This window comes from Streptomyces sp. NPDC052236, from assembly GCF_044548015.1.
In the GTDB taxonomy this organism is placed as follows: Bacteria; Actinomycetota; Actinomycetes; order Streptomycetales; family Streptomycetaceae; genus Streptomyces.
The window spans coordinates 64487-88646 of sequence record NZ_JBIUBL010000028.1 but is presented as its reverse complement, the minus strand read 5'-3'; the positions used below and the strand labels follow the sequence as shown (position 1 = coordinate 88646).

General features: G+C 69.4%; 25 protein-coding genes. 9 read left to right on the top strand and 16 right to left on the bottom strand.

Annotated elements, in window-relative coordinates:
• Positions 1 to 84: 84 nt before the first annotated feature.
• Both ACIHCQ_RS35085 and ACIHCQ_RS35080 read left to right on the top strand, forming a co-directional pair.
• Complete coding sequence (locus ACIHCQ_RS35085) at positions 85 to 1065, top strand: GNAT family N-acetyltransferase (protein WP_399671895.1); 981 nt, start codon at positions 85 to 87, stop codon at positions 1063 to 1065.
• An 88-nt stretch (positions 1066 to 1153) separates the two neighbouring features.
• Positions 1154 to 1480, top strand: coding sequence for a DUF4265 domain-containing protein (locus tag ACIHCQ_RS35080; protein ID WP_399671891.1), 327 nt, complete (start codon positions 1154 to 1156; stop codon positions 1478 to 1480).
• Positions 1481 to 1611: 131 nt separating this feature from the next.
• Here ACIHCQ_RS35080 and ACIHCQ_RS35075 read toward each other — a convergent pair whose 3' ends face one another.
• Together ACIHCQ_RS35075 and ACIHCQ_RS35070 are read right to left on the bottom strand one after the other, a co-directional pair.
• Positions 1612 to 2055: an SRPBCC family protein gene (locus ACIHCQ_RS35075; RefSeq protein WP_399671888.1), complete on the bottom strand. Its 444-nt coding sequence runs from the start codon at positions 2053 to 2055 to the stop codon at positions 1612 to 1614.
• A 626-nt stretch (positions 2056 to 2681) separates the two neighbouring features.
• Complete coding sequence (locus ACIHCQ_RS35070) at positions 2682 to 4196, bottom strand: hypothetical protein (RefSeq protein WP_399671885.1); 1515 nt, start codon at positions 4194 to 4196, stop codon at positions 2682 to 2684.
• A gap of 129 nt (positions 4197 to 4325) precedes the next feature.
• On the opposite strand from ACIHCQ_RS35070, the gene ACIHCQ_RS35065 reads away from it, so the two are divergent.
• On the top strand, positions 4326 to 4448 hold the full coding sequence (locus ACIHCQ_RS35065; protein ID WP_399671883.1) for a hypothetical protein: 123 nt from the start codon (positions 4326 to 4328) through the stop codon (positions 4446 to 4448).
• A 574-nt stretch (positions 4449 to 5022) separates the two neighbouring features.
• On the opposite strand, the gene ACIHCQ_RS35060 is transcribed toward ACIHCQ_RS35065, so the two are convergent.
• On the bottom strand, positions 5023 to 5631 hold the full coding sequence (locus ACIHCQ_RS35060; RefSeq protein ID WP_399671880.1) for a hypothetical protein: 609 nt from the start codon (positions 5629 to 5631) through the stop codon (positions 5023 to 5025).
• Between the two features lie 239 nt (positions 5632 to 5870).
• Positions 5871 to 6272, bottom strand: a complete 402-nt coding sequence (locus ACIHCQ_RS35055) for a RidA family protein (RefSeq protein WP_399671877.1) — start codon at positions 6270 to 6272, stop codon at positions 5871 to 5873.
• 109 nt (positions 6273 to 6381) lie between these two features.
• Between ACIHCQ_RS35055 and ACIHCQ_RS35050 the strand changes: the two genes are divergently transcribed.
• Positions 6382 to 7356, top strand: coding sequence for a helix-turn-helix transcriptional regulator (locus tag ACIHCQ_RS35050; RefSeq protein WP_399671874.1), 975 nt, complete (start codon positions 6382 to 6384; stop codon positions 7354 to 7356).
• 279 nt (positions 7357 to 7635) lie between these two features.
• Here ACIHCQ_RS35050 and ACIHCQ_RS35045 read toward each other — a convergent pair whose 3' ends face one another.
• Genes ACIHCQ_RS35045 through ACIHCQ_RS35025 form a run of 5 tightly spaced genes read right to left on the bottom strand, consistent with a single transcriptional unit; the run spans position 7636 to position 15030 of the window.
• Positions 7636 to 10500 (bottom strand): hypothetical protein, encoded by a 2865-nt coding sequence (locus ACIHCQ_RS35045; protein WP_399671871.1) that lies wholly within the window; start codon positions 10498 to 10500, stop codon positions 7636 to 7638.
• An 11-nt stretch (positions 10501 to 10511) separates the two neighbouring features.
• A complete protein-coding gene (locus tag ACIHCQ_RS35040) occupies positions 10512 to 11624 on the bottom strand; it encodes an AAA family ATPase (RefSeq protein WP_399671869.1) in 1113 nt (370 codons plus the stop codon).
• A gap of 39 nt (positions 11625 to 11663) precedes the next feature.
• A complete protein-coding gene (locus ACIHCQ_RS35035) occupies positions 11664 to 13142 on the bottom strand; it encodes a VWA domain-containing protein (protein WP_399671867.1) in 1479 nt (492 codons plus the stop codon).
• Positions 13139 to 14557, bottom strand: coding sequence for a hypothetical protein (locus tag ACIHCQ_RS35030; RefSeq protein WP_399671864.1), 1419 nt, complete (start codon positions 14555 to 14557; stop codon positions 13139 to 13141). The genes ACIHCQ_RS35035 and ACIHCQ_RS35030 overlap by 4 nt, the downstream gene beginning before the upstream one ends.
• Positions 14527 to 15030, bottom strand: a complete 504-nt coding sequence (locus tag ACIHCQ_RS35025; protein WP_399671861.1) for a hypothetical protein — start codon at positions 15028 to 15030, stop codon at positions 14527 to 14529. Before ACIHCQ_RS35025 ends, ACIHCQ_RS35030 begins: the two co-directional genes overlap by 31 nt.
• Positions 15031 to 15094: 64 nt before the next feature.
• Here ACIHCQ_RS35025 and ACIHCQ_RS35020 point away from each other — a divergent pair, with 64 nt between their 5' ends.
• Positions 15095 to 15247, top strand: a complete 153-nt coding sequence (locus tag ACIHCQ_RS35020) for a hypothetical protein (protein ID WP_399671859.1) — start codon at positions 15095 to 15097, stop codon at positions 15245 to 15247.
• Between the two features lie 251 nt (positions 15248 to 15498).
• On the opposite strand, the gene ACIHCQ_RS35015 is transcribed toward ACIHCQ_RS35020, so the two are convergent.
• Both ACIHCQ_RS35015 and ACIHCQ_RS35010 read right to left on the bottom strand, forming a co-directional pair.
• Positions 15499 to 16290: an LOG family protein gene (locus ACIHCQ_RS35015; protein WP_399671856.1), complete on the bottom strand. Its 792-nt coding sequence runs from the start codon at positions 16288 to 16290 to the stop codon at positions 15499 to 15501.
• Entirely contained in the window at positions 16281 to 16448 is a 168-nt protein-coding gene (locus ACIHCQ_RS35010; RefSeq protein WP_399671853.1) for a hypothetical protein, read from the bottom strand. The genes ACIHCQ_RS35015 and ACIHCQ_RS35010 overlap by 10 nt, the downstream gene beginning before the upstream one ends.
• Between ACIHCQ_RS35010 and ACIHCQ_RS35005 the strand changes: the two genes are divergently transcribed.
• Both ACIHCQ_RS35005 and ACIHCQ_RS35000 read left to right on the top strand, forming a co-directional pair.
• Positions 16447 to 16689, top strand: a complete 243-nt coding sequence (locus ACIHCQ_RS35005; RefSeq protein WP_399671850.1) for a hypothetical protein — start codon at positions 16447 to 16449, stop codon at positions 16687 to 16689. The two genes, ACIHCQ_RS35010 and ACIHCQ_RS35005, sit on opposite strands and share 2 nt — an antisense overlap.
• 1 nt (position 16690) lies before the next feature.
• Positions 16691 to 16849 (top strand): hypothetical protein, encoded by a 159-nt coding sequence (locus tag ACIHCQ_RS35000; RefSeq protein WP_399671847.1) that lies wholly within the window; start codon positions 16691 to 16693, stop codon positions 16847 to 16849.
• A gap of 163 nt (positions 16850 to 17012) precedes the next feature.
• On the opposite strand, the gene ACIHCQ_RS34995 is transcribed toward ACIHCQ_RS35000, so the two are convergent.
• Positions 17013 to 17549 (bottom strand): EF-hand domain-containing protein, encoded by a 537-nt coding sequence (locus ACIHCQ_RS34995; RefSeq protein ID WP_399671844.1) that lies wholly within the window; start codon positions 17547 to 17549, stop codon positions 17013 to 17015.
• Between the two features lie 515 nt (positions 17550 to 18064).
• On the opposite strand from ACIHCQ_RS34995, the gene ACIHCQ_RS34990 reads away from it, so the two are divergent.
• Positions 18065 to 18322: a hypothetical protein gene (locus tag ACIHCQ_RS34990; RefSeq protein ID WP_399671841.1), complete on the top strand. Its 258-nt coding sequence runs from the start codon at positions 18065 to 18067 to the stop codon at positions 18320 to 18322.
• Between the two features lie 184 nt (positions 18323 to 18506).
• Here ACIHCQ_RS34990 and ACIHCQ_RS34985 read toward each other — a convergent pair whose 3' ends face one another.
• The 3 genes from ACIHCQ_RS34985 to ACIHCQ_RS34975 all read right to left on the bottom strand — a co-directional run bounded on the left by ACIHCQ_RS34985 (position 18507) and on the right by ACIHCQ_RS34975 (position 21445).
• Entirely contained in the window at positions 18507 to 19064 is a 558-nt protein-coding gene (locus ACIHCQ_RS34985) for a hypothetical protein (protein ID WP_399671838.1), read from the bottom strand.
• Between the two features lie 563 nt (positions 19065 to 19627).
• Entirely contained in the window at positions 19628 to 20578 is a 951-nt protein-coding gene (locus ACIHCQ_RS34980) for a phosphotransferase family protein (RefSeq protein ID WP_399671835.1), read from the bottom strand.
• Between the two features lie 132 nt (positions 20579 to 20710).
• Positions 20711 to 21445 (bottom strand): TioE family transcriptional regulator, encoded by a 735-nt coding sequence (locus tag ACIHCQ_RS34975; protein ID WP_399671832.1) that lies wholly within the window; start codon positions 21443 to 21445, stop codon positions 20711 to 20713.
• A 58-nt stretch (positions 21446 to 21503) separates the two neighbouring features.
• Between ACIHCQ_RS34975 and ACIHCQ_RS34970 the strand changes: the two genes are divergently transcribed.
• Positions 21504 to 22721, top strand: coding sequence for an erythromycin esterase family protein (locus ACIHCQ_RS34970; RefSeq protein WP_399671829.1), 1218 nt, complete (start codon positions 21504 to 21506; stop codon positions 22719 to 22721).
• A gap of 67 nt (positions 22722 to 22788) precedes the next feature.
• On the opposite strand, the gene ACIHCQ_RS34965 is transcribed toward ACIHCQ_RS34970, so the two are convergent.
• A complete protein-coding gene (locus ACIHCQ_RS34965) occupies positions 22789 to 23970 on the bottom strand; it encodes a PP2C family protein-serine/threonine phosphatase (protein ID WP_399671826.1) in 1182 nt (393 codons plus the stop codon).
• Between the last annotated feature and the right edge of the window lie 190 nt (positions 23971 to 24160).

The window sequence follows — 24160 nt, the reverse complement described above, 5'->3', positions numbered from 1 at the left end:
CCCTGCGTATCGGCGGATCTCTCGCCTCGCCTGCGGCGCACGCCCGTGATGCGATGAAACGGGGGGTTCGGGAAGGAGAGAGCAATGAGCCTACCCGCAGGGGAGCGCAAGAGTGGCGCGGGCCTTGTGTCAGTCCGCCCGCTGGGTGAGGCGGACCTGGATCAGGCCGACGAGATCTTCAGGGTCGCCTTCGGGACGTTCCTCGGTGCTCCCGAGCCGAAGACGTTCTTCGGGACTGCCGACTATGTCCGCACCCGCTGGGCGGCCGATCCGCAGGCGGCCTTCGCAGCGACGGTCGAGGGCGAAGTCGTCGGATCCAACTTCGCCGTCAACTGGGGCAGCGTCGGGTACTTCGGCCCGCTGACCGTACGTCCGGATCTGTGGGACCAGGGTATCGGCAGGCGCCTCATGGAGCCGGTCATGGACTGCTTCGACACCTGGGAGAACCGCCACCTGGGCCTGTTCACCTTCTCGCACAGTCCCAAGCACCTTGAGCTCTACCGCCGGTACGGTTTCTGGCCCAGATTCCTCACAGCCATCATGAAGAAGCAGGTCGCAGACAGTGCCGCGGTCCCCGGCCGAGTGCTCTACGGCGATCTGCCCGCCGCCGAGCGGCCCGACGCCCTGAGCCTCTGCCGCGGCCTGACCGGGGCCGTGTACGAGGGCCTGAGCGTGGAACGCGAGATCGTGGCCACGCATGCGCAGGGACTCGGTGACACCATCCTCCTCCAGGGCGCCGGCTCCGAGCTCGATGGCCTGGCTGTCTGCCACTGCGGAGCCGGGTCGGAGGCCGGCGAGGATGTGTGCTTCGTCAAATTCGGCGCCGTACGCCCTGGCCCGGAGGCCGCCGACCGGTTCGAGCGCCTGCTCAGCGCGTGCGAGCGGCTGGCCGCCGAGGGTGGACTGGGGCAACTGGACGCCGGAACGAATCTGGCTCGGCAGGATGCCTACCGGCTAATGATCGACTGCGGTTTCCGCACGTGGTTGCAGGGCGTGGCCATGCACAGGCCCAACGAACCCGGCTACAGCCACCCCGACGCCTATGTGATCGACGACTGGCGCTGAGACTGTCCTTCTCAGGCCCTGGCTTACTTTCCGTGGAGCAAGCACGCCCGAGTGAGACGGAGAGTTGTCTCTCCGCCATGCCGGCGTGATGAACGATGCCGCGGGTGCGCTGGTCAAGGTGTGGTTCGCCCTTGACCAAGAGGAAGGCGGCTGGCCGCCGGTCGGTGGCGAGAGCCTTTGGGCAGTAGACGTCGGCGACGGATTGGTCCGCGTCGACAACGTGCCGTTCTTCGTTCGCGATCTGGCGTACGGCGACATCGTGCGGACCCAGCTCGAAGGAGATGGACGTCCCCACTTCCACGAGCGCGTGCGCGTGCGCGTGCGCGTGCGCGTGCGCGTGCGATGGTCGCGGACCCTCGCGGCTGGAACGCCAAGGCGTGCTCGACGTGTTCGCGCCGCTGGGTGTTTCCGGTGAGGAACTGGATCAGTTCGCTGTTGGCTCAGGGATCGGCCGACGGCCGGTGGGATTACGAGAAGGTGGCGCCAGTCCCTGCAGGCGCCAGGCAGCCGTGAGCACGCCGGCAGGAACGAAGCCGCGCCAGCCGGTCAGGTGGTGGGGTGTGCCTGCTCCACCAGGTCCTTGAACTGGTGGAGATCCGCCCGGACGGTCCGCTCGATGGCGGAGGACTGGGCAAACCCCTTGGGGCCCCCGAAGGCGTCGTGCGCCTCGGCGGGGTCGTAATCGATGCGTAGCTGCATCCTCGTGTGGGTCGCGTCGATGGGGAGGAGCGATACGGAGCCACTCAGGTGCGGGCCCTCCGTGGTCCTCCAGGTCATCGTCTCGTTGGGGCGGAGATCCTCGGTGGCGGCGTCGAGCCCGCGGGCTGTGCCGCCTCTGGTCCCCAGGTCGACGTGTACGCCGGAAGCGCCTTCGCGCCGGGCTTCCCGTACGCCTCCGACAAACCGTGGATATTCCTCAACCTGGTGCAAGTGGTCCCAGACCACGTCACCGGGCGCAGTGATGTCGATCTGTTCCTCGAGAGTGGGCATAACGGTCTCCCTACCTCTTTTACCAGGGTGCGCTTCCGTGACGCGTCATCGCAACGGATCCGGCCCGCAAGACGGACTCAGCCGATGGATGTGCCGATCCTGCCGTCCGTCGTCAAGCGCTTGCCGGTCGTCGGCCTCTCGCTGCTCCTGCGGCTCGACGTGTTTATCTTCGGGAGTCACGCAGAGCGACAAGTGTCTTGACGCGCTTGACGGTCCTGCCGACGTCGTAGCGGGGTGCACGCCGCCGGCTCGGTCTGCGCCTCGGCCTGTCCGGCCTGTGGAGGCGCTGCACCATGCGCAGCAGCACGGCGTACTTGTGATTGCGGTCCAAGGTTCGAGGTCAAGGCCCGAGGGCCGTGACCGGGTCCGTCGTGGCCGACGATCGGGATGCGCGTCAACCGGAACGACAACCGCAACCGCATCGAGTCGGCGGTCCTGTATCCGATCCGATCCGCTCCGCGCACGAGGAGCAATTCCTTCTCCCGGACGACGAAGCAACCCTCGCCACGATCGGCGAGATCGCGTCCGGCAAGAGCCGAGCCCGCCTCCACGTCGTCCCCCCGAGGCGACAGTCGCGCAGGGACTTTGTTCGTAGGACTTGTTGTGGGCGAGGGGCCCGCCGGTGGTCAAGACACCGGTAATCTGCTGAGGCCCGGGGTGTTCCATCTCAGGTCGGCGTCACAGCTTTCGCGGTCGATGCGTTCCGCTCTGAGCTCCACGCGGTCGGCCGAGCGAGGAAGGGATTCGGTGAGCGAGCGCTGCTCGCTGTCGCCCTGCAAGGTTCCCGAAGCGATGAGTGTGGCGGCTGGATCGGTGGTGGTGATCTGCCATGCCACCCGTGCCCTGGCGCAGTCGGTCGAGCTGTCGGCCAGTTCAAGGTCTCCGCTGAGGAGAAGCCTGTTCTTGGCGTCTTCGGGCGCGAGGATTGTTCTGGTCTTCCCTCCGGCCGACAGTCTCCAGTACCAGCCGTCCATGCCAGTGCAGCGCATGCCATACAGGCCAGAGCAGCTCATGCGTCGCTCGGAGGGTTTGTCTCCTGCGTGATAGAGGATCCCGTAGCTGACGTCCGATGTGACGCGGAGATAGGTCAAGAGACCGATCACTGCGCCCACCGCGACCATCGCTGCGGCGTAGGCAACGCCGTTCATGTCCCGATGCGGCCTCGGGAGCCGCAGCCGGCGACGGAACGTCCGGTCAGCCGTCGACTCCTGCTCGCCTGGTGAGATCTCGCCGGTGATCCCAGAGCCTGGGATCGTTGAGGAGCGGGCGGTGGTCTGCGGCCTTTCCGGCCTGCCCGATTGACCCGCGACTCTTGCGAGGGCTTCGAGCTCGGCCACATCGCCAGGGAGTGACCCTTTGCTGCCCAGTCTCTTCCTCTCTGGGGCGCTGCCGCCAGTCTCCCGGCTCGTGGACGCTCGCTCTGCATTGGCCTGCCGGCTTTCGGGGACGTGGTGTCCACGTCTGGCCTGCTCCCCCTCTCCGCGGCGGTTGGCTTCCTCGGCGGCGTCGAGTTGCCGCTCCAGCAGGGTGCAGCGCTCCTCAGCCAGCACGGTGGCCCGCCGTGCGTGGGTCAGCTGCTCGGACAGCCGCGTCACCTGCCATTGCAGCTGATCACGCTCGGCGCGCAGGCGGTCCTGTGCCCGCTGCTGCTCCGCCAGGACGGTCTCCTGCTCCTCCCGGTCAACCGCACGCGCGCCCTCCACCGCCCGCAGCTGCAGCCGCAGCTGCTGGAGACGGTGCTGCCGGTCTTGCAACAGTTCGGCAGTCGATTGCTCCCGAGCTTGATACTGGCGTACCTGCGCGTCGGTCTCCTCCAGAAGGTGTTGCAGCTCCCGCACCCGGCCCGTGGCCGAGCTGGCCGTGATCGCCTTCCGGTGCAGCCGGCGCAGATGCGCGATGGTCTCCGGCGTAGCCGGCTCCCCACGGTGCTCGGCCACCTCCGTGAGCAGACCCATCACGAACGGCCACGGTGGAACCCGTTTGCCGCTGAGGAAACGCGAGACCGCGCCGGCATCGACATAGCAACGGGACGCGTACCGGCGCACCGAGATGCCCAGAGCGCTATGAAGAACCCGCAGCTCCCTCGCCAACTCGGCTGCTTCAGGTGACAAGTCCTCGCCCAGCGTCTCCAGCTCGCCCACAATCACATCCACCCCTGGCGCTGCCATAGATGGCAACGCGTGACGCTTGCTGCAACTCCCCAGGCCCGTACGAACCTGATCCCACCGCCACGCGGAAACAACGTCCGCCCACGATGGGGAGTTGACCCTATGCCCACAAACCGCCCGCCCGCACACCGCTACAGGCTCGCTCTCGTCGTGGCCGCGGTCTCCGGTGCTACCCGTGCCGCCGTCGCGTGGCTGCTGGACCGCTTCGCCGATCCACAGGGATGACCACGATCACCACCCGTTCGGGTGAGAGATACCGCCCTGGGAAGAATGCGGTGCCGCTCATGCGGGGGTGCGCACCCACCGCTTGAGTTCACTGACCCCCGTGGAGGATGGACAGCAGCTCTCCGCGATCGGCATGCGCTGGACACAGGAGTCGCCCTCCTGATTCCAGCTGGGCCGGGCAGAAGTTCTGCCCGGCCCGGCAACGTGGGGAGTAGCGCGGCTGAGCTCCGGCCGGTGGTGTTCGTGGGCATGGCGCAAGCCCACCGCCTGGTCATTGTCCGCGCCCGTGGGCGGCACCGTGCTGCCGGCCGGGTCGGCGGTGGATGCGGTGCTGTCCTGTGAAGCCGGGAGGGCGGCGTGCGCGGCCGTCTCCGGGGCGCTCGGCCAGCCTCTCGGCGTCAGTCGGGCCAGTCTGGGCGGCAGGTGCAGCGGAAAGGGGTGGCGACCCGGCGCTGTCGTCGGCGATCCTGAGCGCTTTCGCGGTCACGCCATACGGGGCCCGCCCAGGCGGCCCCGGCGAGGCGGGCCCGGGTGTGGAGGTGTCCTCCGCGGGCCCGCCGTGGTGGGGTGCTGCTCAGTGGTCGTCGCGGATGGTGGTCGCAATGCCGTTGCTGATCACGACCTCGGCGGTGAAGCCGGTGAAGCCGTTCTTGGCGGCCCTCTCCAGTTCGGTATCGGTGCACTCGATGCCGCCCTGGCCGCCTTCACCTGTGTTCGTGTCACCGCAGATGTCGCCGTAGCCCCAGATCTCGGTGTCCTCGGCGACGAGGAACTGCTGCTCGACGCCCTTCGTGTCGGAGACCGTGTACGTGCCCGGCGCCAGGTAGGAGACGTTGCCGAACCAGGTTCCGTTGACGCCCTTGCCCTTGTCGACACCCTCGATGACGGTCTCGTCGGAGCCGGCACCCGAACCGGAGGACGAGCCGGAGTCCGAGCCCGAACCGGAGGAGCCGGACCCGGAGTCGGACCCGGAGTCGGACCCGGAGTCGGTCCCCTGCTGGGCGGCACGCCGCTCGGTCACCAGGGTCGCGATGCCTTTCTTTATTTCCACGTCGGCGCTCACGGCGCCCTTCTTGGTGGCCGCCTCCAGCTGGTCCAGCGTGCACGGCGCGTCCACCTTGGACCCCGCCTCGCCGCATATCGTGCCGACGCCGTGCCTACACCCCGTCTTCCCTACGATCACCCAGGGAGCGCCTCCCGCCGACGCGAGCCGCCGCAGATCCTCGGCCGGCTCCAGATCGCGGCGACCTGGTCTTCGCTCAGGCTCAACACCCCGATACGGCGACGACCCGAGTTCGGCGGAATCCGTCGACGCCTCGTAGGCGAGCCGCGTGCGCTCGCCTACGAGGCGGTCCCTCACCAGGGCGACGTGTTGCCCGGACCTTCGTGTCCGATGGCGCCCGTTCACGTTGCGGCGGCGAGTCAGGGCCGGGCGGCGAGGGCCTCGACCTCGAACAGCACGTCAGGCGTAGCCAGGCTCGCGACACCGATGAGGGTTTGCGTGGGCGGTTTCGTACCCCAGCCCTCCTGCACGGCCCCGGCGATTGGCCCAAGCTTGCTGACGTCATGGTTCACCACATACGTCCTGAGCTGGACGACGTGGCTGAGGTCGAGCCCATGGGCGGCAAGAGCGACGCCGATGTTGCGGAACGTCTGCTTCACCTGCTCGGTGAAGTCGGTCGAGACAACCGCGCCGTCTGGGCCCGATCCGTACTGACCCGCGACAAGCACCAGTTCCGTACCTGCGGGGACGGTGGCGGTGTGGCTGTAGCCGAACGGGACCGGGTCGTGCAAACCGTCCGGATTGACAATGGCGTGTGCCATGTGGGTGACACCTCTCTTGTGCGATGGGTCTTTGTCGTGCAGGTAAGCCTTGGTAAGCCTCCCAACGAATCACGACATCCCGTGTCATGTATTCCTGTAGAGTTTTCGTATGCGCGCCGACCGGTTGGTATCGCTGGTTCTGCTGCTGCGGCAGCGCGGTCGGCTGTCCGCGACCGCGCTGGCCCGCGAGCTGGAGGTATCCACCCGCACCGTGCTGCGCGACATCGAGGCGCTGTCCGCAGCCGGCGTCCCGGTCTACGCCGAACGCGGCCGGCACGGCGGTTTCGCGTTGCTGCCCGGTTTCCGGACCGAGCTCACTGGACTGAACCCCGACGAGGCCCTTGCCCTGCTGGTCGCCGGATCGCGGCGCGGCGCGCAGGCATTCGGCCTCGGCTCGGCGCTCGCTTCGGCCATGCTCAAGGTGGTCGACGCGCTACCCGAAAGCCATCGGGACACCGCGGCCGGCGTGGCCGAGCGATTGCTCATCGACCCTGAGACCGACCTCCTCTCGCGTCGGCTGGTCGCTGAGGAGGTACCTGACACCATCGTGGCCGAGGTCCGGCGCGCGGTGTTCGCCGGACACAAGCTGCGCATCCACTACGCGGCGGTGGACCAGACCCCGAAGTGGCGCACGGTGGACCCGATCGGCCTGGTAACCGTGCGCGACCAGGGCTACTTGCTGGCCACGAGGTCCGGCGCGGACCGCACCTACCGGCTGTCCCGGATCTTGGCCGCCGAGGAACTCGCCGAACCGGCACAGCGGCCGGACCGGGTCGATCTGGACCGGGCCTGGCAGGAACGCAGCACGCAGTTTCGAACCGGCGGCGACCAAGTCACCGTGCTGGTACGAGTGGCCCCGGCGCGGCGGGAGGACCTGGTGGGCACCGCGCTCGCCGTCCTCGCCGAAGAAGCCGACGCGGACGGCTGGCTGCGGCTGGAGGTGACCTTCCAAGATTCGAGACACGCCGAATGGGCGCTGTGGCAGCTCGCCACGAACGCGGAAGCCCTGGCCCCGCAGTGGCTGCGCACCGCCCTACGCAACCGCGCCGCCGCGGTCGCCACCCACTACGAAGCGTCCTCCTGAACGTCGAAGGGCGATTCCCCCGCCATACGAGGCAGCGAAGTTCCCGACCTCGTCGCGGCGATGCGGCGAAGAACGCGGAGCAACCCAGTCCGCCACGAGCCGGCCGATCGATCGATTCTCGTTCGCAGCCCTGTCCGGTCTGATACCCCGACATCTCTGGCGCGACGTCTACCCGGTCTCCCCTGGGTACTTTGCTCGGTCGGCATCTCCGATTCATCACTGCGACGTGGAACTGCACCAGCACCCACAGGCCGCGTGGGCTGCCACGCCACACCGAAGTCACGCCCTGGTCAGCAGCACCTCCAGCGCCAGCGCCGTATCCGGATAGCGACTGGCCACTGCCGCGCCCGGCCGGCCGGGATCCGCGGTCTCCCAGGTCCCGTCGCAGCCCAGCAGGCTCGCCACCGCGTCGCACGCCGCGGGGTGGGCAGTGAGCAGCGTGCAGCCGCGGCTGCCGTCCGCGCGCCGCGCAGGATGGACGGCTTCCGGCTCCGGCTGCGCCCGCCACGGCGGCACCCACTCGTCCAGCGCTGCGAGCCGGCCGGGGAAGATCCGCCCGGCCTCACGGGTCAGCAGCGGGGCCAGCTCCGCGCCGCCCGATCGCAAGGTGGTGATCAGGGTCGGCAGCCAGGGCAGGAGCACCGGGTCCGGCAGCCGTGCGAACGCGTTCGACACTGCCTCCACGACGAAGTCGGTGAGGCCCGGGACGGGCTCCAGGGCGTGTACGAAGCCGCTGAGGTAGCGCGGATAGGCGGGTACCACCAAGGGGTTGCCCAGCAGTTCGTCGCACCTCGCCCGAAGGTCCGCGCGGGTCAGGTGCCCGAGCTGTACCTGAGCCGCCCACAGCAGCGCCGTCCTTGACGGGTCCCGCGGATGCGACTGGGCGAGGGCCAGTTCCAGTTGGGTCCGGTCGCAGCCCAGCGACAGCGCCAGGCTCTCCATGCTGAACAGGAAGCCCAGCATCGCCGCCACTTGCTGGACGGTGGCGTCCTCGTCGGTGAACGCCGTCGGCAGCAGGGTGCAGTAGTGCGCGTATCCGGTCTTGACGAAGGACTCGATCCACGACGGCAGCACCGGCTCGCTGGTGCGGTAGTACGCCAGCAGCCGCCGCACCCGGCGCAGCACCTGCGGTGCGCCGTCGACGCTGCGTTCGGCCGACAGCACCTCCAGGGCGCGGGTGCCCAGCTCGTCGGCGAGGCGGCGGCTGCGCAGGTACAGCGTCGCGTCCTCGACGGCCTGCAGGACGGTCGCCGCGGTGGTGTGCGGGCCGTACGCCGTGCGGCGCAGGCGCTGCTCCAAGACCTGCTCGATGCTGACACCCTCGTAGCCGAGCTCGATGAGCGCACGCTGGTGGGTGCCCAGCGCCAGGTCCCACGACTCCTGGATCGGCCGCTCCCCCAGCTTCCGCTCGCCCATGATCGGCCGCGCGGTGCCGTGCGGCATCAGGTAGCGCAGCATCCACAGCACATCGGAGCACTGTTCCAGTTCGGGCTGGGCGGCTATGTTCAGCAGCGCCCGTTGTACGCCGCGCTGCTGGAGCTTGAGGTTCAGCGGCGCGAGCCGGTCGTGGACGTCGCGGGCCAGGGGTGGCAGCGCGTCGTAGCCGACCTGGCCGATCCGGTCGCCGCCCATCATGATCTCCACGAGGCGGCGCACGTCGCGCCGGCCGGGCACGGTGTCCTTCTCGATGCAGGTGACGGCCGCGTCCTGGAAGTCGTACGGTGTGGGCCTGGCCCGGTCGCGCATCCCGGCCAGCAGGATCGACGTCTCGAACACCGCGATGGCGTCGGCGGTCGAGGCGAGGTAGCCGTTGCGTCGCGCGGCGCGCACGATCTCCACCGACCAGCCGAGCAGTTCGGCTTCGTCCAGCCGGTCCAGGACGGGCGGTTGCCGCAGGAAGCCGGTCAGCTTGTCCGTGGGCGGGAGATCCCCCAGAGCTTCGCCTGGGTGGGGGTCCCCTGGGGAGCTACGGGGGAGAAGCGAGGGGGAGTGCCCCCATACGGGAGCCGCGGCCGCGGTCTTCTTGGCCGCCCTCGGTTTCTTCGCGCCGGCCTGTCCCGCCAGGCGGTACGGCTCCAGGCGCGTGCGCCTGAGGTTCTTCGCCCAGAGGGTCGCGGCGATCGACACCGAGCCGGCGGTGAGGCCGAATTGCGCCTCGATCGCCGCGTGGCTGGACGGAATCAGGCCGTGCAGCCACTTGGTGGCACTGCGCGGGCTGATGTCGAAGGTGTCGGTTCCGTGGACGCCGAACTCCGCGACGCGGCTGGCCGCGTGGAAGGCGCCGCAGACGTACAGGCAGTCCGCGGGATCGGTGCCGGTCGCGGCCAGGTGTTCGCGCATCCTGGTCCACATGTAGCGCTCGCGGTCCTCGTCCACACGCACCCGGTTGGGGTCGCCGGGTGCGAGGCGCCTGAAGAGGCTGCCTATCAGGAGCATGACCTGGCGGTAGGTGTCGTGGTCGCTGTCGCCGAGGGGCAGTTCGACGTACTGGTGCCACCACTCCGACCAGTGCCGCACCCTGCCGTGACGCAGCAGGTGTTCCTCCAGTTCGGCGAAGCGCGGTCGCAGGTCGCCGATCTCCACGCCGACGGCGTCGCCGTGCAGCGCGGCCTCCTCCTCGGCGGGCGGTGCGTCCGGATCGGGCGCCGGGGAAGAGGCCGCGCGTGCGTCCCACTGAAAGACGTGGTCCGAGGAACGGTCGACAAGGACCAGTTCGACGCCCGGCGTGTCCAGTGCGTAGGCGATCGCCTGGTACTCGGCCGAGGCCTCGGTGATCGGTGCGACCACCGACAGCGGGGACCACTCGGCCGGGAAGCCGTCGATCTCGGTGGCGTACGCCTGGACCGCCACCGGGAGCCTGCAGTTGCGCAGTTCGCTGAGCAGCGGCGCCATGTCCTCGCACAGCTCCAGGTACACGACCTTGGGCTGCTTCTGGCGCAGGCGGCGTGCCATCGCGATGGCCGAGGCGGGCGAGTGGTGGCAGACGGGGAAGATCTCCAGTGGCTCGCGCACCGCGCGGTCGACGTCGTCGACGATGCCGAGAAGGATGCCCTCCAGTGCGTCGGGCCCGTCGGCGAACGTCGCGGCGGTCTCCTGCAGCTGCGCGCGCAGCGGGTCGAAGGTCCCCTCGTGTGTGCTGCTCATGACAGGGCCGCTCATGACAGGGTGGCGATCGCGTCGCGGCCGCCCTCCAGGAACTCCGGCCAGGATCCGCCCTCTTCCTTGCTGCGCGGCTCGACAACGCCGTGCAGATACTTGTTGAGGATGGCCAGGTCCTCGGGCTCGCGCCGGGCCAGTGAGCCGACGAGCGAGGAGGCCAGCGTGTGGGCGGTGAGGGCGCGCTCGCCGAAGAAGTTGCTGTGCAGGATCGCGTCCTCCAGCACGCCGATCTGTTCGGCGGTGGACAGCGCGGACTCCAGCTTCTCGTCGTCGCTGCCGGCCGCGGCCGCCGAGGCGCGCAGGTCGGCGAAGCTCTGCAGCAGCACGTCGAGCAGCGTCGGCGGTACGTCCAGTTCGAGCTGGTGGCGGCGCAGCAGTTCCTCGGTGCGGAAGCGGACGATCTCCGCCTCGCTCTTCTTGTTCGTCACCACCGGGATGCGTACGAAGTTGAAGCGGCGCTTGAGCGCCGAGGACAGGTCGTTGACGCCCCGGTCGCGGCTGTTGGCGGTGGCGATGATCGAGAAGCCGGGCTTGGCGAAGACGATGTTGTCGCTGTCCAGTTCGGGGACCGAGATGTACTTCTCGGACAGGATCGAGATCAGCGCGTCCTGGACGTCGCTGGTGGAGCGGGTGAGTTCCTCGACACGGCCGATCGCTCCGGTCTCCATCGCGGTCATGATCGGTGAGGGGATCATCGAGTCCCGGGACTGGCCCTTGGCGATGACCATGGATACGTTCCAGGAGTACTTGATGTGGTCCTCGGTGGTGCCGGCCGTGCCCTGCACGACCAGCGTGGAGTTGCGGCTGATCGCGGCGGACAGCAGCTCGGCCAGCCAGCTCTTGCCGGTGCCCGGGTCACCGATGAGCAGCAGGCCGCGGTCGGAGGCCAGCGTGACGATGGAACGCTCGACGAAACTGCGGTCGCCGAACCACTTCTGCGAGATCTCCCGGTCCAGGCCGTCGGAACGCTCGGAGCCCAGGATGAATGTGCAGACCATCTTCGGGGACAGCCGCCAGGAGAAGGGCTTGGGGTTGTTGTCGATGGACTCCAGCCAGTCCAGTTCCTCGGCGTACTTGGTCTCGGCAGGGGCGCGCAACACGTCGGACACAGCAGGGCCTTTCTAAGAGGTCTAAGGGAGCTGAGCGAGCTAAGCGAGGAACGTCTTGAGTTCGTGGACGAGTTTGCGGATGTGGCCGGAGAGCACCGGCGTACCGAGGTCCTTGAAGCGCTCCCGGAACCACGGGTTGACGCTGCCGCGGCCGGAGCTGGTCACCGAGCCGACCGGGATGAACTTGGCTCCCGAGCGGTGAATGGCGGCCATGCTCTCGAACAGCGGCTCTGTCTGCCATTCGTAGAAGTCGGAGATCCACACCACGACGGTGTTGCGGGGCTCGGCGATCTTCGGCTGGGCCAGTGCCATGGCGACCGTGCCGTCGGTGCCGCCCCCGAGGTTGGTGCGCAGCAGGGTCTCGAAGGGGTCGTGTACCCACGGCGTGAGGTCGAGCGCCTGCGTGTCGTACGCGATCAGATGGACGTCCACCTTCGGCAGTCCGGCGAAAATCGACGCCAGGATGGTGCAGTTCACCATCGAGTCGACCATCGAGCCCGACTGGTCCACGACGACGATCAGCCGCTGGGGCGTCGTCTTGCGGGCGGTGTGCCGGTAGTAGAGGCGGTCGACGTACAACCGCTCCTCCTCCGGGCTCCAGTTGGTGAGGTTCTTCCAGATCGTGCGGTCGAGGTCGAGGTTGCGGAACACCCGCTTGGGCGGGACGGAGCGGTCCAGGGCGCCTACCGTGGCTTTTTCCACCTGGGTGCGCAGGACTTCGGCGATCTCGTCGACAAAACGGCGGATCAGGGCCTTGGCGTTGGCCAGGGCCACGCCCGAGAGGTTGTTCTTGTCCCGCAGCAGCTGTTCGATCAGTGACATGCTCGGGGTCAGCTGCGCGGCGAGCTTGGAGTCGGCCAGCACCTCGCGCAGGCGCATCCGCTTGACGAGGTCGGCCTCGATGGCGCCGAGTTCCGGGCCGATCTCCGGGATCAGCCGGCTGAGGTCGGGCGTCGTGCCACGGCCGCCGGTGCCTGTGCCGGTCGGGCTGACGCCCGGTCCTGCGGTCCCTCGGCCGGCCCCTCCGCCGTGTAGGTCGCCGGGCTTGCAGCCGAGCGCGCGCTCCAGCCAGCCCGCGTCCGACTGCCAGCGCGTCAGCTGTCCGGCGGTGACCGTGCCCGAGCCGGAGGCGAAGACGTTGAGCAGCACCTTCGACACCAGCGCCGCGCGCCGTACTTCGGCGGCCCGGTCGCGTGCACCGTCGTCGTCCGGCTCGGGTGCCATCAGGCCGTCGAACTCGGCTGCCAGCTCCGGGTGGCGCTGCACGATCGAGTCGACGGAGGCCTGCGGGTCCAGCAGCGCGGACGGCAGAGCGATGTCCTCGACGACGGCGAGGCTCGCCGATTCCAGCGTGGGCTGCTCCTCGTGGTCGAAGAGGCGGGCGAGGAGCCGCCAGTACAGGATCTGACGGCGATTGTCGTGGGGGTCGACCCCGGGGTTCTGCGGGGTCGCGTACCCGGCAGACTGCTCGGATTCGGGCGTGTGCCCGGTCGTGTGCCCGGTCGTGTGCTCCGTCATTTCCGCAGCAGCCTCCCCGCACGCTCCCGCAGTACGGCCACGGCGTCGGTGGCGGCCTTCTCGGCCCTGACGCCGGCCTTGTCGGTTGTGCCACCGGCCCATCCCCCGGCGTGGATCGCGACAGCCTTCTTCCGTACGGTCGTCTCGACGGCCAGCGGCTGGACGCGATACGTACCGGCGTCCCAGCGGAGCAGCCCGATGCACGCGCCGGACACCGCGACTGCCTCGGGTGTGAGCGGTCCGGCAGTCGGAATGCGGTCGGTGTCGACAGCCAAAGAGTGTCCGGCGACGGTGAACGTCAGCGCCGCGTTGTCTTTCCGGGCGGAGTACCCCTCCAGGAACACGGGTACGGCGATGCGTGCCGGGTGCCGGTCCAGGGGTGCGGTCACCGCGTCGGTGGCGGTGGGCAGGGCGACGCGGGCAGTGGCGAAGGCGTCGGCGGGCTCGCTCGGGCGTGCGTGCTCGTCGCTCCAGAGCAGGTCGCCCTCGGGGGTGACCGGCATGCCGGTCAGCTCCATCGAGCGGCCTTCGCTGACGGCTGCCAGGAGCGACATGTGCGGGCGGAGCAACTGCCAGAGGCCGGCTCCGACGACCGTGTCGGGCTTCGGCACCGACACGCCGGCACGCACCAGGCGGGGCGCGGCGCCGTCTGCGGGCTCGAACACCGCGTGGACCTGGGCCTGTACGGCGGTCGCGTGTTCCTGTACGTCGACGCCGAGGGGCAGGAGGCGGCCGATGGCCGTGCCGGTCATGGGCACGTCGGCGGCACCGGGCAGCGTTAGCAGCATCGCGCGCGACCACAGGTCGGCCCAGCGGCGTGCAGGGATGCGTTCCAGGGCCGCTCCCGGGCAGGATGCGGCGAGTTCGGCGGCGAAGCCGTCGAGGAGCGTCGCCAGGCGGCGCAGGCCCGGGTCCGGAAGCATCGCGGAGACGACGTGCGCCGATCCGGAGACCACGTCGTGGTCGATGCCCTGCCACCCGGAGCGCGCCAGATCGGACAGCCAGGAGCGGGCGGCGATGAGCAAGTTCGCCGCTTGCTGCCCACCCGGCGCCGGGACGGACTCCTCGCTGCGAGGCCGGCCGGTCGCCTCCTCGACGCGGGCCATCAGGGCGTCGTGGACGGAGCCGAGCAGTGCGGTGCGGGCGGCGGCGAAGGCGACGAAGTGGTCTTCGCTCGCGGCTCCGGCCGCCGCCTTCTCGGCTGCCTCGGCAACCCTGGCGGCCAGCGGCGTCCCCGCGACGGCATGGGCGAGCCCTGTCAGGCCGGCGGCCTGGGCGGGCTGGGGACGGAGCAGGCCGGCGACGAGGGCCCGGTCAAAGGCGTCGACGGCCGTCAGGGCTTCGTCGAGCCCGGCGATGGGTTCGCGGAGCAGGTCGGCGCGCATCACGCCACCGCCCTGGTCGGCGGGAACCACTGCATCTCCGGCAACGGTGCGGTGGTCGGGGCGAGTTCCAGGTAGGCCAGGTGGCGCAGGAACCGGCTGAAGACCTGCGCGGCGGCCTTCGTGTCCCCCTGCGGTGGACGTGTGTTGCTCATGTCGTCGGCGATGCTCTGCGCGCTCGGCTCCCCGTCCGCGCTCTCGACCCTCAGGTAGCGGGCGACGCGCTCGGCGCCGTACTGCAGCACCGCCTCGTTGATCAGGGCCCGGATGTGATTACAGAACGAACCCCGCGCGCCGCCGCAGGGCCGGTTGTTGTTGGTGCTGCAAGCGAACGCGTAGGTGCCGGCCGCGACCGATGAGACATAGACCCGCTCGATGTCCGAGCCGCTGGACACCACGCCCTGCAAGCGTCCGTCGGCCAGCTCGACGAACGGGACCTTGGCGAGCTTGCGCGGCCGTGCGGGTGCTATTACCCGTGCCGTGCTCGACTTCTCCCAGTCAGACAACGCACCATCTCCTCTGCACCAAAGGGACTTCCGCGCCACAACGGCGGGACACGACTGAACATACTTGCGACCACTGACAACGCCGATTACGGACGCACCGCCGCGTCACGTACTGCTCACGGAACCGTGTCTGTACGCCCTGGTCACCCTGCTGATGGCCGAGTGCGAGGACCACGACCGCCGCCGGGCCGAACGCCGCATCATGCCGCCCTGGTGAACGAACCTGGCTCGCCGGCACTGTGGCTGCGCCTCGAACGGCGCAGGCGCGCGGCGGGCCCGCCGGTGACGACATAGACCCGGCGGCGCAGCGCTGGCCCCCACCGGCGTCTGGCTCAACAGCTTGGCGATGATGGTGGCTGTCACGACTGTGATAGCAGCGGGCCTCTCGCTCTACAAGCTCGCCCCGCGCTTCCGGTAGCCGCAGCAGTCCGTCCGGCCGGGCGATGTGTACCCCGGCCGGACGGACTGTCAACGTTGCAGGCGGCGAACGGCGACGCGTCCGATGAGGGGCAGGTGGGTGCCCCGGTGCGGGTCTACCGGGAGGTGACCGCCGAGGTCACGCCATGTACCGCCAGATCCGCGAGCAGCCGTGCCCGGCGGCCGGCGGCCGGCGGCCTCGGCTGCGTCGGGGAAGTCGGCGCTCGCCATGCCGAGGCGGTCCACCAGCTTCTCGACCGCGGAGTTCTCCGCGGTGGAGCGGCCCGGCAGCAGCGGCAGTTCGTAGTCGTGCTGCCAGGTCCGCTGCATGGCGCGGTCGTTCTTCCAGCGGACTTCGCGCAGGGTCTCCAGCTGGAGCCGGCGGGCGGTGGCACTGTCCATGCCCGTGTGCGACCACTGTTCGGCGTCGCCGTCCGCGTCGAACACCTCCAGGCCGAACCGCTCAGCGTCCTGCCATACCGGCATTGTCTCGTCGTTGAGCATGAAGACGTAGAGCGCGAAAGGGCCTTCGTACTCGTTCACCAGGAAGTTCTTCGTGTCCTCGAAGAGTTCGGGGGTCTCGCCCGGGTATCCGGTGTGCGCGATCTCAAAGGGTGTCAGGCATTCGGGCATGACACCGATGACGGTGCCACCGGCGCTCAGGGCCGCGTCGGCGACGGCGCCCATCAGGCCGACGGCCGCACCCCCGTAGACGAGACGCAGCCTGGCCTCGGCGATGGTCCGGCCCAGTGTGGCAGCGGCTCGTAGATGCGTGCCGACGCGGCCCGGTGATGATCCGCAGAAGACGGTGAAGCTGTTCACCAGCACAGGGTTCACCAGCACAGGCCATGCCTCCTGGTCAGGATCGTGTGGGGATCGTGGAGGCGCTTGGCCTCGGCGAGGCAGTAGCGGCGGACCCGGTCAGGAGCGGCCACCAGGCGTACGGTCGCCGGACCGCACCCGCGCGGGTACGCGCGGCCGGGCGAGGACGCGCCGCTCATGGACGTCACCGCGATCAACCCCTCGGTCGCGGGCGCGGGCGGCGAGATGATCTCCAGCGGTACCGACCTCAACCGGTTCCTGGACGCGCTCGTACGCGGCAGGGTGCTGCGCCCGGCCGAGCTGCGGGAGATGATGAAGACCCGGCCGACCGGCAACCCGGACGGACGGCCGGGCGTACGGCCTCGGCCTGGAGAGCAGGCCACTGCCCTGCGGCGGCCTCTACTGGGGGCACACCGGTGACATGTTGGGGTACGAGACGGCGGGCGGTGCCACGGTCCACGGCAGGCAGGCGACGGTCATGGTGAACGTCGACCCGGGGGGTTCGGACGCACAGAGCGACGACATGAAGGCCGCCGTCCAGACGGCGCTCTGCGAGGGCCGGTCCTCGGCCTCTCAGTAGCGCGCGCCCACCGGTGGCGGCAACGCGTCCAACTCGGCCGGTGTCGACCTCGGTGAGGCCGGCACCGGCGCCGGGGATGGACGGCCTCCGGCATCACGGCGGTGCGACACAACACCTTGGCTCCGACGGACGCACGCGGGCACCGGAATAGCGCGCCGAGGGTTCACCCCTGGCCTTCCCCCACTGCCCCCGCCGTCCCGTTGCGGTACAGGGCCTTGCCCATGGGGGAGCTTTCCCCGGTGACGTGCGCGCGGATCGAGGCGATGTAGTCGTCACGGCTGACGTGCCCATCGCCGTCGGTGTCCAGCGCCTCGAAGGCTGTTTCGATATTGCTGACCGGGTTCCCCAGTGCCGTACGCAGCGCCGTGAACTCCGGCAGATCCAGAGCGCCGTCCTTGTCGGTGTCGACGAGGTCGAACAGCGCACCGAGCACGGGCCTGCAGACGCTGTCGAACGCCTCGGCACCGGCCCATGCCGCGTACTCGTCAAAGGTCACCCCTCCGTCGCCGTTCGCGTCCATCGACGCCCACGCCCGCTCCCCGGCCTTGCGTGCGGTGATGACCAGGGGATCGTCCTCTGTGCGTCCCGTCGCCAGCGTCACACGCTCGGCCCGCGCGAAGTACTCGTCCTTCGAGAGCACCCCGTCTCCGTCCGCGTCGAGCATGGTGAAGACGAGTCGCTTGGCGGCAATTTCACTCACTGAAGCACCTTCTGTCTGGTTTAGTCGATATTGAGGGCTATGTTCTCGTTCGGCGGTTGCTACCCGGTACGCCGGGACTCAAGTCCCCCTCGGCGGTTCACGTGATGCAGGTGGTGCATGTCCGGCGCACGGGGCGGGATGTGCGCCCTCGGCCTGCTGCAAGGAGCTCGGGTGGCGGGAGGAGTGCGGGGTAGCCAGGGTGCGTTGGCGGATCCGGATTCCCTGGAGGGTGCATGATCGGCGGGCGTGGTGCGGCGGCGGCGTTGAGTTGTCTGGTCCTGGTGGGCTCGTCATGGGTCTGGGGTCCAGCCGGTCAGGCCGACGGGGGCAGGCACGGAGGGGGCGTCCTGTGCACGGGCGCCAGCAATAGCGTGTACGACCCGCCTCTGACTCTTGAGCCACGCAAGACCCGCGTCCGCGCGGAGGCACGGTACGCGTGCGCCGTCGCACCGGGCCCGACCGTAGCGGCCACCGGTTCTCTGGAAGGCGTATCACCGGCAGCGTCCTGTGTGGCGTTGACCAGCTCCCGCCTCACGGAAACCGTCCGGTATGCCGACGGCGAGCGGTCGTTGGTCCACTATCACAGCGGCACCACTCTCCGTGTCGCCGGCATTCTCGTCGTCAGACTGTCGGGCCGTGTCACCGAGGGGCGGGGCGAGGGTCAATCGGCGCAGCGGACCGTGCCCGCGCTGCCGAGCCGACTGCCCACGCAGTGCCTCTCCTCCGGTCTTCAGGGGAGCAGCGGCTGGGCGCAACTGCTGATCCAGCCGTAACCCGTCCCCTCACGGGGATTCACCCCAGCCCGTCCGCCAGGAGTCGTGAAGGCTGGGCTGCAGTCTGGTGACGGGCGGATCCGTCCTCCCCGCCGGCACGGGTTGGCCCCGGGCGGGAGTGCTCTCCCGGGACCGACTCGCATGGCGTCGGCCAATGGGCGTACGCCCTCAACCACCCGGCCCCTTACAGGGGCGCGGCGGCAGGCTCCGGGGGCTCGGGGTTCTCGTCCTCCTCGTAGTCCTCGGCGAGTTCCCGCACGTCCACGTCCGGGGACGCGCGGACCGCCTCAAGCCACTGTCCGTGCAGGTCGAGCGCACCGACATCGTCCAGCAGCATCTCCAGTGCCTGCATGGCGAAGACGTCGGTCACCTCCTCGCGCAGTGTCGCGGCCGCCAGCGGGGCCAGCTCGGCGTGCAGGCCCTCGGCGTACTCCTGCCCGGAGGCGCTCAGTCTGCGCAGCACGAGCCGGGCGAAGATGCCGGGCCGTCCCAGGCTCAGGGAGCAGGAGTAGAGCTCGGGCACGACGGCTCGTACCAGCTCCGGGCGGCTCCAGCCCACGTCCATGAGCAGATCCAGCGCGGCAAACATTTCGCCTCCGCCGTTCAGCGCCTTGCGTACCGCCGGCAGTGGGTCGGTCTCGAACAGCTCCCGCATGGCGTTGCCGCGCTTGTTGCTCGCCCGCACGAAGTCGTCCCAAGCCTCCTCGGCCTCGCTCTTCTCTTCCTTCCCGAACCAACCCATCGTCTCCCCCTCGGTGCGCGCTCTCCCTGGCCGACGACCCCGGCTGTCCGCTCCAACGGCCCGTCCCGTACCTCAGACCAACGAACCAGGGGATGCGTTGCCCTTGCGGTCCGAGGCAATCGCGCAGGTGCCGACGCGGGCTCGGACTGGGCGCAAGGGCCCGGCATTCGCGCCCACGGCTACGGGCACGAGGGCTTGGGGCTGAGCCGTGCGATGTGGCTGAGAGGGATGTCGATACTCTGCGACATGATCGAGATGTACAAGACCGTAGGGATCTTCCCCTCGCGGGTCCACCTGGACAGCGCCCTGGACAAGATCGAGGCGATCGGCCCCGGACGCTCGCCTGCCACCACGGCAGCGTCAAGGCCGGCCAGGCCGGCCGCTACCTCCGGGCCCTGCGGGAGCACGGTGTCACCGGCGTCACCGAATGGAACCCGATGCTGGAGCCACTCCAGCGCTGAGACCCCGCAACGGCCCCATATCGGGTGTGACGACAGTGCCCCACCCGTGACATTCCGCGCAGCCCTGGCAGGACACACGGCACGTGTCTCCTGAAGCAGTACTCAGTCACTCAGGCCACCGGCAAACGGCGTCGTCCGCCATTGCTCGACGGACGGTTTCAGTGCCTCCGCGAGCATGGGCAACTGCGGCGCGAGCGCGAGGCACGCCACCGTACGGGACATGCCTACGGCGTTGACGACGCGCAGCACGCGCTCGTCCAGCTGCCGCAGACCTCGGCGCTGCGCGGCGGAATTGTATGCGGCCTCGCAATCGGGTCCCATGGCCGCCACGTCCCACTCGACCGGTCCGAGCGTGACCAGCTCGAAGTCGGCGTACAGCTCACCGGCCGCAGTGGCGACGATGTTGACCGCGGGGGCGTCCCCATGGATCGGCTGGAAGTCGATTCCGGGGAACACCGCCTCGAACCCCGCGCGCGAGCCGACAACAGGTTCCAGGACCTCCCATTCCCGCCGAGCGCGGTCGAGATCAGCCGGCTCAATGAGGTCGGGACGCGCTTCGAGGGCGGCAAGACCCTCTGTAGTGAACTTCGGTTCGGCCGCCGACAGGAACGGCAGATCGCCCGGGTATTCGCGCAGCGCGGCGTGCAGGTCGACGATCAGGCGGGAGTTGTGCACGAAGTCAGGTTCAACGCTCTTGTCCTGCTCGACGAACTGCCAGAACGTCATCGAGAAACCGTCGCGCCGCACGGGTTCCTTCGGCACGAGCGGACTCGGCGGAATCACCGGGTTGCCCTGTTCCGCGAGCCACGACACCACATCGAGCTCCACCTGCTGTCGTGCCGCCTGGGTGTCGAGGTCGGTGTACGACGGCAGGACGGTGGGCACCCGGACCACCACTGGTGACGGAGCAAGGTGGACGACAACGGAGAACACGTCATGGAGCACAGTCGCCCCGGTCACCGTGAGCCCGAGATCGCGCCCCGCGGCGACGGCCGCCTCGAAAGCACGTGACGTGCGGGCGGCGAGCTGGTCGGGCGTCATGAATCCTGGCATGTCGGCGATGGTGCCACACCGGGCGGAGCCGTGCAGGTGTAGCCGTGCAGGTGTAGCCGTGCAGGTGTAGCCGTGCAGGTGTAGCCGTGCAGGTGTCTCCCGGGAGTTGCTCTTCGGCCGACGGCCGAAGTCTCATCCGCGCTCGCGGAGGTACGCCTCCAGCTCGGCGGCCCCGGTCAGCATCGCCCGCCCGCGGGCGGACAGCCGGCCGCGCCAGTCGCACAGTGCGGCCTCCAGCGGCTCCAGCCCGCCGGCCGCCCGCACCTGGGCGATCAGCGGGGCGATCTGCTCCAGCAGGTGGCCGCCCCGCCTGAGCTGGTGGGCCAGCCGTACGTCCCGCACATCGGCCTCGTCGTAGACGCGGTACCCGGTCAACGGGTCGCGGCGCGGGCGCACCAGCCCGGCGCGCTCCCATGTGCGCAGCGTCGCGGGCCGGATTCCGAGCTTCCCGGCCAGCGGCCCGATGAACGTGCCGCCGGGCCCGGACACCGCCGCGTCGGGTTCGGACGCCGTGGTGGGTGCCAGGTCGCGGAGGGCGCTCTCCACGGCCTGGAGTGTCCGCCGGTCCTCAAGGAGCTGGGCGTGGCTCTCGTCGATGAGGCGGAACGCCTCATCGACCACGCCCTGGTTCACCGCCCGCATGATGGACGTCGCCGTCTGGTGGCCGTGGCCGGGCACCAGGGCGAGGAACGCGCGCAGGGCCCGCGCGTGCAGCGGGGTGTAGGTGCGGTAGCCGTGGGGTGTGCGCCCGGCGGCCGGAAGGATGCCGGCCTCCTCGTAGTTCCTGACGGCCTGCGTGGACAGACCGTGCCCGCGCGCCAGGTCAATCGGCCTGAGCCGCTCGCCGCTTTGAAGGTTTCGCCCCATGAGCCCGACGATATCGCGGAAAAGTTTCAACCGAAGGTTCAACGATACCGTTGAAGGCATGGCTACTGACATCAAGGACACCACCCATGCCGTCGAGGCCGCCGCCGTCATGAAACTGCTTCCGGCCCGGCCGCGGCTGCTCGCCCTGGGCGAGCCCACCCACGGCGAGGACACTCTGCTCGACCTGCGCAACGAGCTCTTCCGGCAGCTCATCGAGCAGGAGGGCTACCGGACGATCGCAATCGAAAGCGACTGCATGATGGGCCTGGCCGTGGACGACTACGTCACCTCGGGCAAGGGCACGGGCACGGGCACGCTCGACGAGGTCATAGAGCACGGATTCAGCCACGGGTTCGGCGCGTCCGCGGCCAACCGCGAACTCGTGCGCTGGATGCGGGAGTACAACGACGGCCGGCCCGCGTCCGACCGGCTCCGCTTCGCCGGTTTCGACGGCCCGCTGGAGATCACCGGCGCCGCGAGCCCCCGGCAAGCCCTCACCGCACTCCACGACTACCTCGCGGCCGGGGTGGACACGGACCTGCTCCCCTGCACCGCGGAAACCCTCGACCGCCTGCTCGGCGCCGACGACCGGTGGACCGACCCCGCCGCGATGAGGGACCCGGCCCAGTCCGAGGGGCAGTCGGCCGAGGCCAAGGAACTGCGGCTGCTCGCCGACGATCTGGTGGCGCTGCTCGACGCGCAGACACCGCACCTGATCACGGCGACCTCGCGGGACGACTGGGACCGGGCGCGCCTGTACGGGCGCACCGCCACCGGCCTACTGCGCTACCACTTCTGGATGGCCGACACCTCGCCGATCCGCATGACGCGGCTGATCGGCCTGCGGGATTCGATGATGGCCGCCAACCTCCTCGCCCTCGCCGAACGGGGCCCGGCACTGGTCCACGCCCACAACAGCCATCTCCAGCGGGACAAGAGCACGATGCGCATGTGGGACCAGCCGCTGCTGAAGTGGTGGAGCGCCGGCGCGCTCGTGAACGCCCGCCTGGGGAAGGAGTACGCCTTCCTGGCCACGGCCCTCGGCACGATCCGGCACCAGGGAGTGGACACCCCGCCACCGGACACCGTCGAAGGACTCCTGTACGCGCTCCCGGAGAACCGCTACGTCATCGACTCCCATGGGCTGGCCACCGCCCTCGGCAACACGCGGCCCGCCTCCCGCGTGTCCCCCTATTACGGCTACTCCCCACTTGACCCGGCCCACCTGGCCGGATACGACGGGATCGTGTTCGTCAAGGACGTCCCGCAGAGCTAGCAACTCACCCACGAGCAGTGGAAGTTTATCGAGCCCGTGAGCAGTGTCGAGTCGGTCGTTTTCGGCGTCAGCGGTACCGGCCGCGTTGGGGGCCGCGCCAGTCGAAGCACACCACGGCGGCGTCGTCGCGCAAGAAGCCCTGTTCTGCCCGCAAGACCGCCTGGGTCAGGGCGTGGACCGTCTCGCGCGGGTGCAGGCCTGCGGTGTGTTCCATCAGAGCGGGAAGATCGGCCTCGGCGGCGTTGCGGTCCAGCATCCCGTCGGTGACCAGGATGAGCCGGTCTCCTGGCTCCAGTTGCAGGGACTGGACGCGATGGTGGCGGGGCATGGGGGCGCCGAAGGGCAGGTCGATCTCGAGTGTGAGGTGTTCCAGGGTTCCCCGGCGCAGGCGCCAGGGCCAGGGGTGGCCGGCGTTGACAAGGCCGGCGTGACCGGTGGGCAGGTCGATGCGCAGGAGCTGGCCGGTGACCATGGCACCTCCGCTGTGGTCGCTGACGGCCTGGTGGGCTTGGTGGGCTTGTTCGGCCAGGTCGGCGCCGGAGCGCCGGCCGTTGCGCAGGGCACCGACGAGCAGGGTGGCAAGCAGGGCGGCACCCACGTGGTGGCCCATGGCGTCGGTGATGGACAGGTGCAGGGTATGGCGGTCCAGGGAGTAGTCGAAGGTGTCGCCGCCGATCTGTTCGGCCGGGACCAGTTGGCCCGCCACGGTGAACTGGTCTGCTTCGCAGGTCAGGGCGTCGGGCAGGAGCTGATGCTGGATTTCGGCGGCCAGGCTCATCGGCAGGGTCCGCCGTCCCCACCGGTACAGGTCGGTGAAGCGGCGGTTGGCGATCAGGACGTAGGCCAGGGCGTGGGCGGCTTCGGTGATCCTCTGCAGGACCGCCGGGCCGGGTTCGGCGGGCAGGAAGAGTTCGAGCAGTCCGATGGCGTCGCCCCGGTTGGTCACGGGGGCCAGGACCTGGACATGACCGCGGGCATGCTCTGCCCTGCGCACGCCCACCTGCTGGGTCCGCAGAACCTGCTCGTAGACGCTGTCCGGCAGGTCGATGGACTCCCGTGCTTCGCCGGCCTTTGTGGTGCTCAGGCGCACGACGGCGTTTCCCGTGTAGTCGACGACCAAGAGGGATACCGTATAGGCGCCCAGGCGTTTCGCGAGTTCCCGGGCAACGACGTCGGCCGACTCCACAGGTGATCCCGCCTCCGCCATGGCCAGGAGCCGGGCCAGCTCCGCAGGTCCTTCTTCAGCCACGTGCGTTCCTCGTCCTGGGTGTAAGGATCCGGTCGATGGTGTGCCTCTGCTTCTTCCACGTGGAGAGATCCTCACGCGGCATCGCCTCGATGAAGCCCTCACCGGCTGCGGCACGCTCCCGCGCACGAGCTCCTCCGCTCGACCGCTCCTCCGCTCGATCGTTGTCAACGCAGAACAGCGTGACCCCACC

What these genes read in the sequence shown, in the direction of transcription:
- ACIHCQ_RS35085 (WP_399671895.1), top strand. Translation starts at nt 85, where the DNA reads ATGAGCCTACCCGCAGGGGAGCGCAAGAGTGGCGCGGGCCTTGTGTCA.
- ACIHCQ_RS35080 (WP_399671891.1), top strand. Translation starts at nt 1,154, where the DNA reads ATGAACGATGCCGCGGGTGCGCTGGTCAAGGTGTGGTTCGCCCTTGAC.
- ACIHCQ_RS35075 (WP_399671888.1), bottom strand. Translation starts at nt 2,055, where the DNA reads ATGCCCACTCTCGAGGAACAGATCGACATCACTGCGCCCGGTGACGTG.
- ACIHCQ_RS35065 (WP_399671883.1), top strand. Translation starts at nt 4,326, where the DNA reads ATGCCCACAAACCGCCCGCCCGCACACCGCTACAGGCTCGCTCTCGTC.
- ACIHCQ_RS35055 (WP_399671877.1), bottom strand. Translation starts at nt 6,272, where the DNA reads ATGGCACACGCCATTGTCAATCCGGACGGTTTGCACGACCCGGTCCCG.
- ACIHCQ_RS35050 (WP_399671874.1), top strand. Translation starts at nt 6,382, where the DNA reads ATGCGCGCCGACCGGTTGGTATCGCTGGTTCTGCTGCTGCGGCAGCGC.
- ACIHCQ_RS35045 (WP_399671871.1), bottom strand. Translation starts at nt 10,500, where the DNA reads ATGAGCAGCACACACGAGGGGACCTTCGACCCGCTGCGCGCGCAGCTG.
- ACIHCQ_RS35035 (WP_399671867.1), bottom strand. Translation starts at nt 13,142, where the DNA reads ATGACGGAGCACACGACCGGGCACACGACCGGGCACACGCCCGAATCC.
- ACIHCQ_RS35005 (WP_399671850.1), top strand. Translation starts at nt 16,447, where the DNA reads ATGGACGTCACCGCGATCAACCCCTCGGTCGCGGGCGCGGGCGGCGAG.
- ACIHCQ_RS35010 (WP_399671853.1), bottom strand. Translation starts at nt 16,448, where the DNA reads ATGAGCGGCGCGTCCTCGCCCGGCCGCGCGTACCCGCGCGGGTGCGGT.
- ACIHCQ_RS35000 (WP_399671847.1), top strand. Translation starts at nt 16,691, where the DNA reads ATGTTGGGGTACGAGACGGCGGGCGGTGCCACGGTCCACGGCAGGCAG.
- ACIHCQ_RS34985 (WP_399671838.1), bottom strand. Translation starts at nt 19,064, where the DNA reads ATGGGTTGGTTCGGGAAGGAAGAGAAGAGCGAGGCCGAGGAGGCTTGG.
- ACIHCQ_RS34980 (WP_399671835.1), bottom strand. Translation starts at nt 20,578, where the DNA reads ATGCCAGGATTCATGACGCCCGACCAGCTCGCCGCCCGCACGTCACGT.
- ACIHCQ_RS34975 (WP_399671832.1), bottom strand. Translation starts at nt 21,445, where the DNA reads ATGGGGCGAAACCTTCAAAGCGGCGAGCGGCTCAGGCCGATTGACCTG.
- ACIHCQ_RS34970 (WP_399671829.1), top strand. Translation starts at nt 21,504, where the DNA reads ATGGCTACTGACATCAAGGACACCACCCATGCCGTCGAGGCCGCCGCC.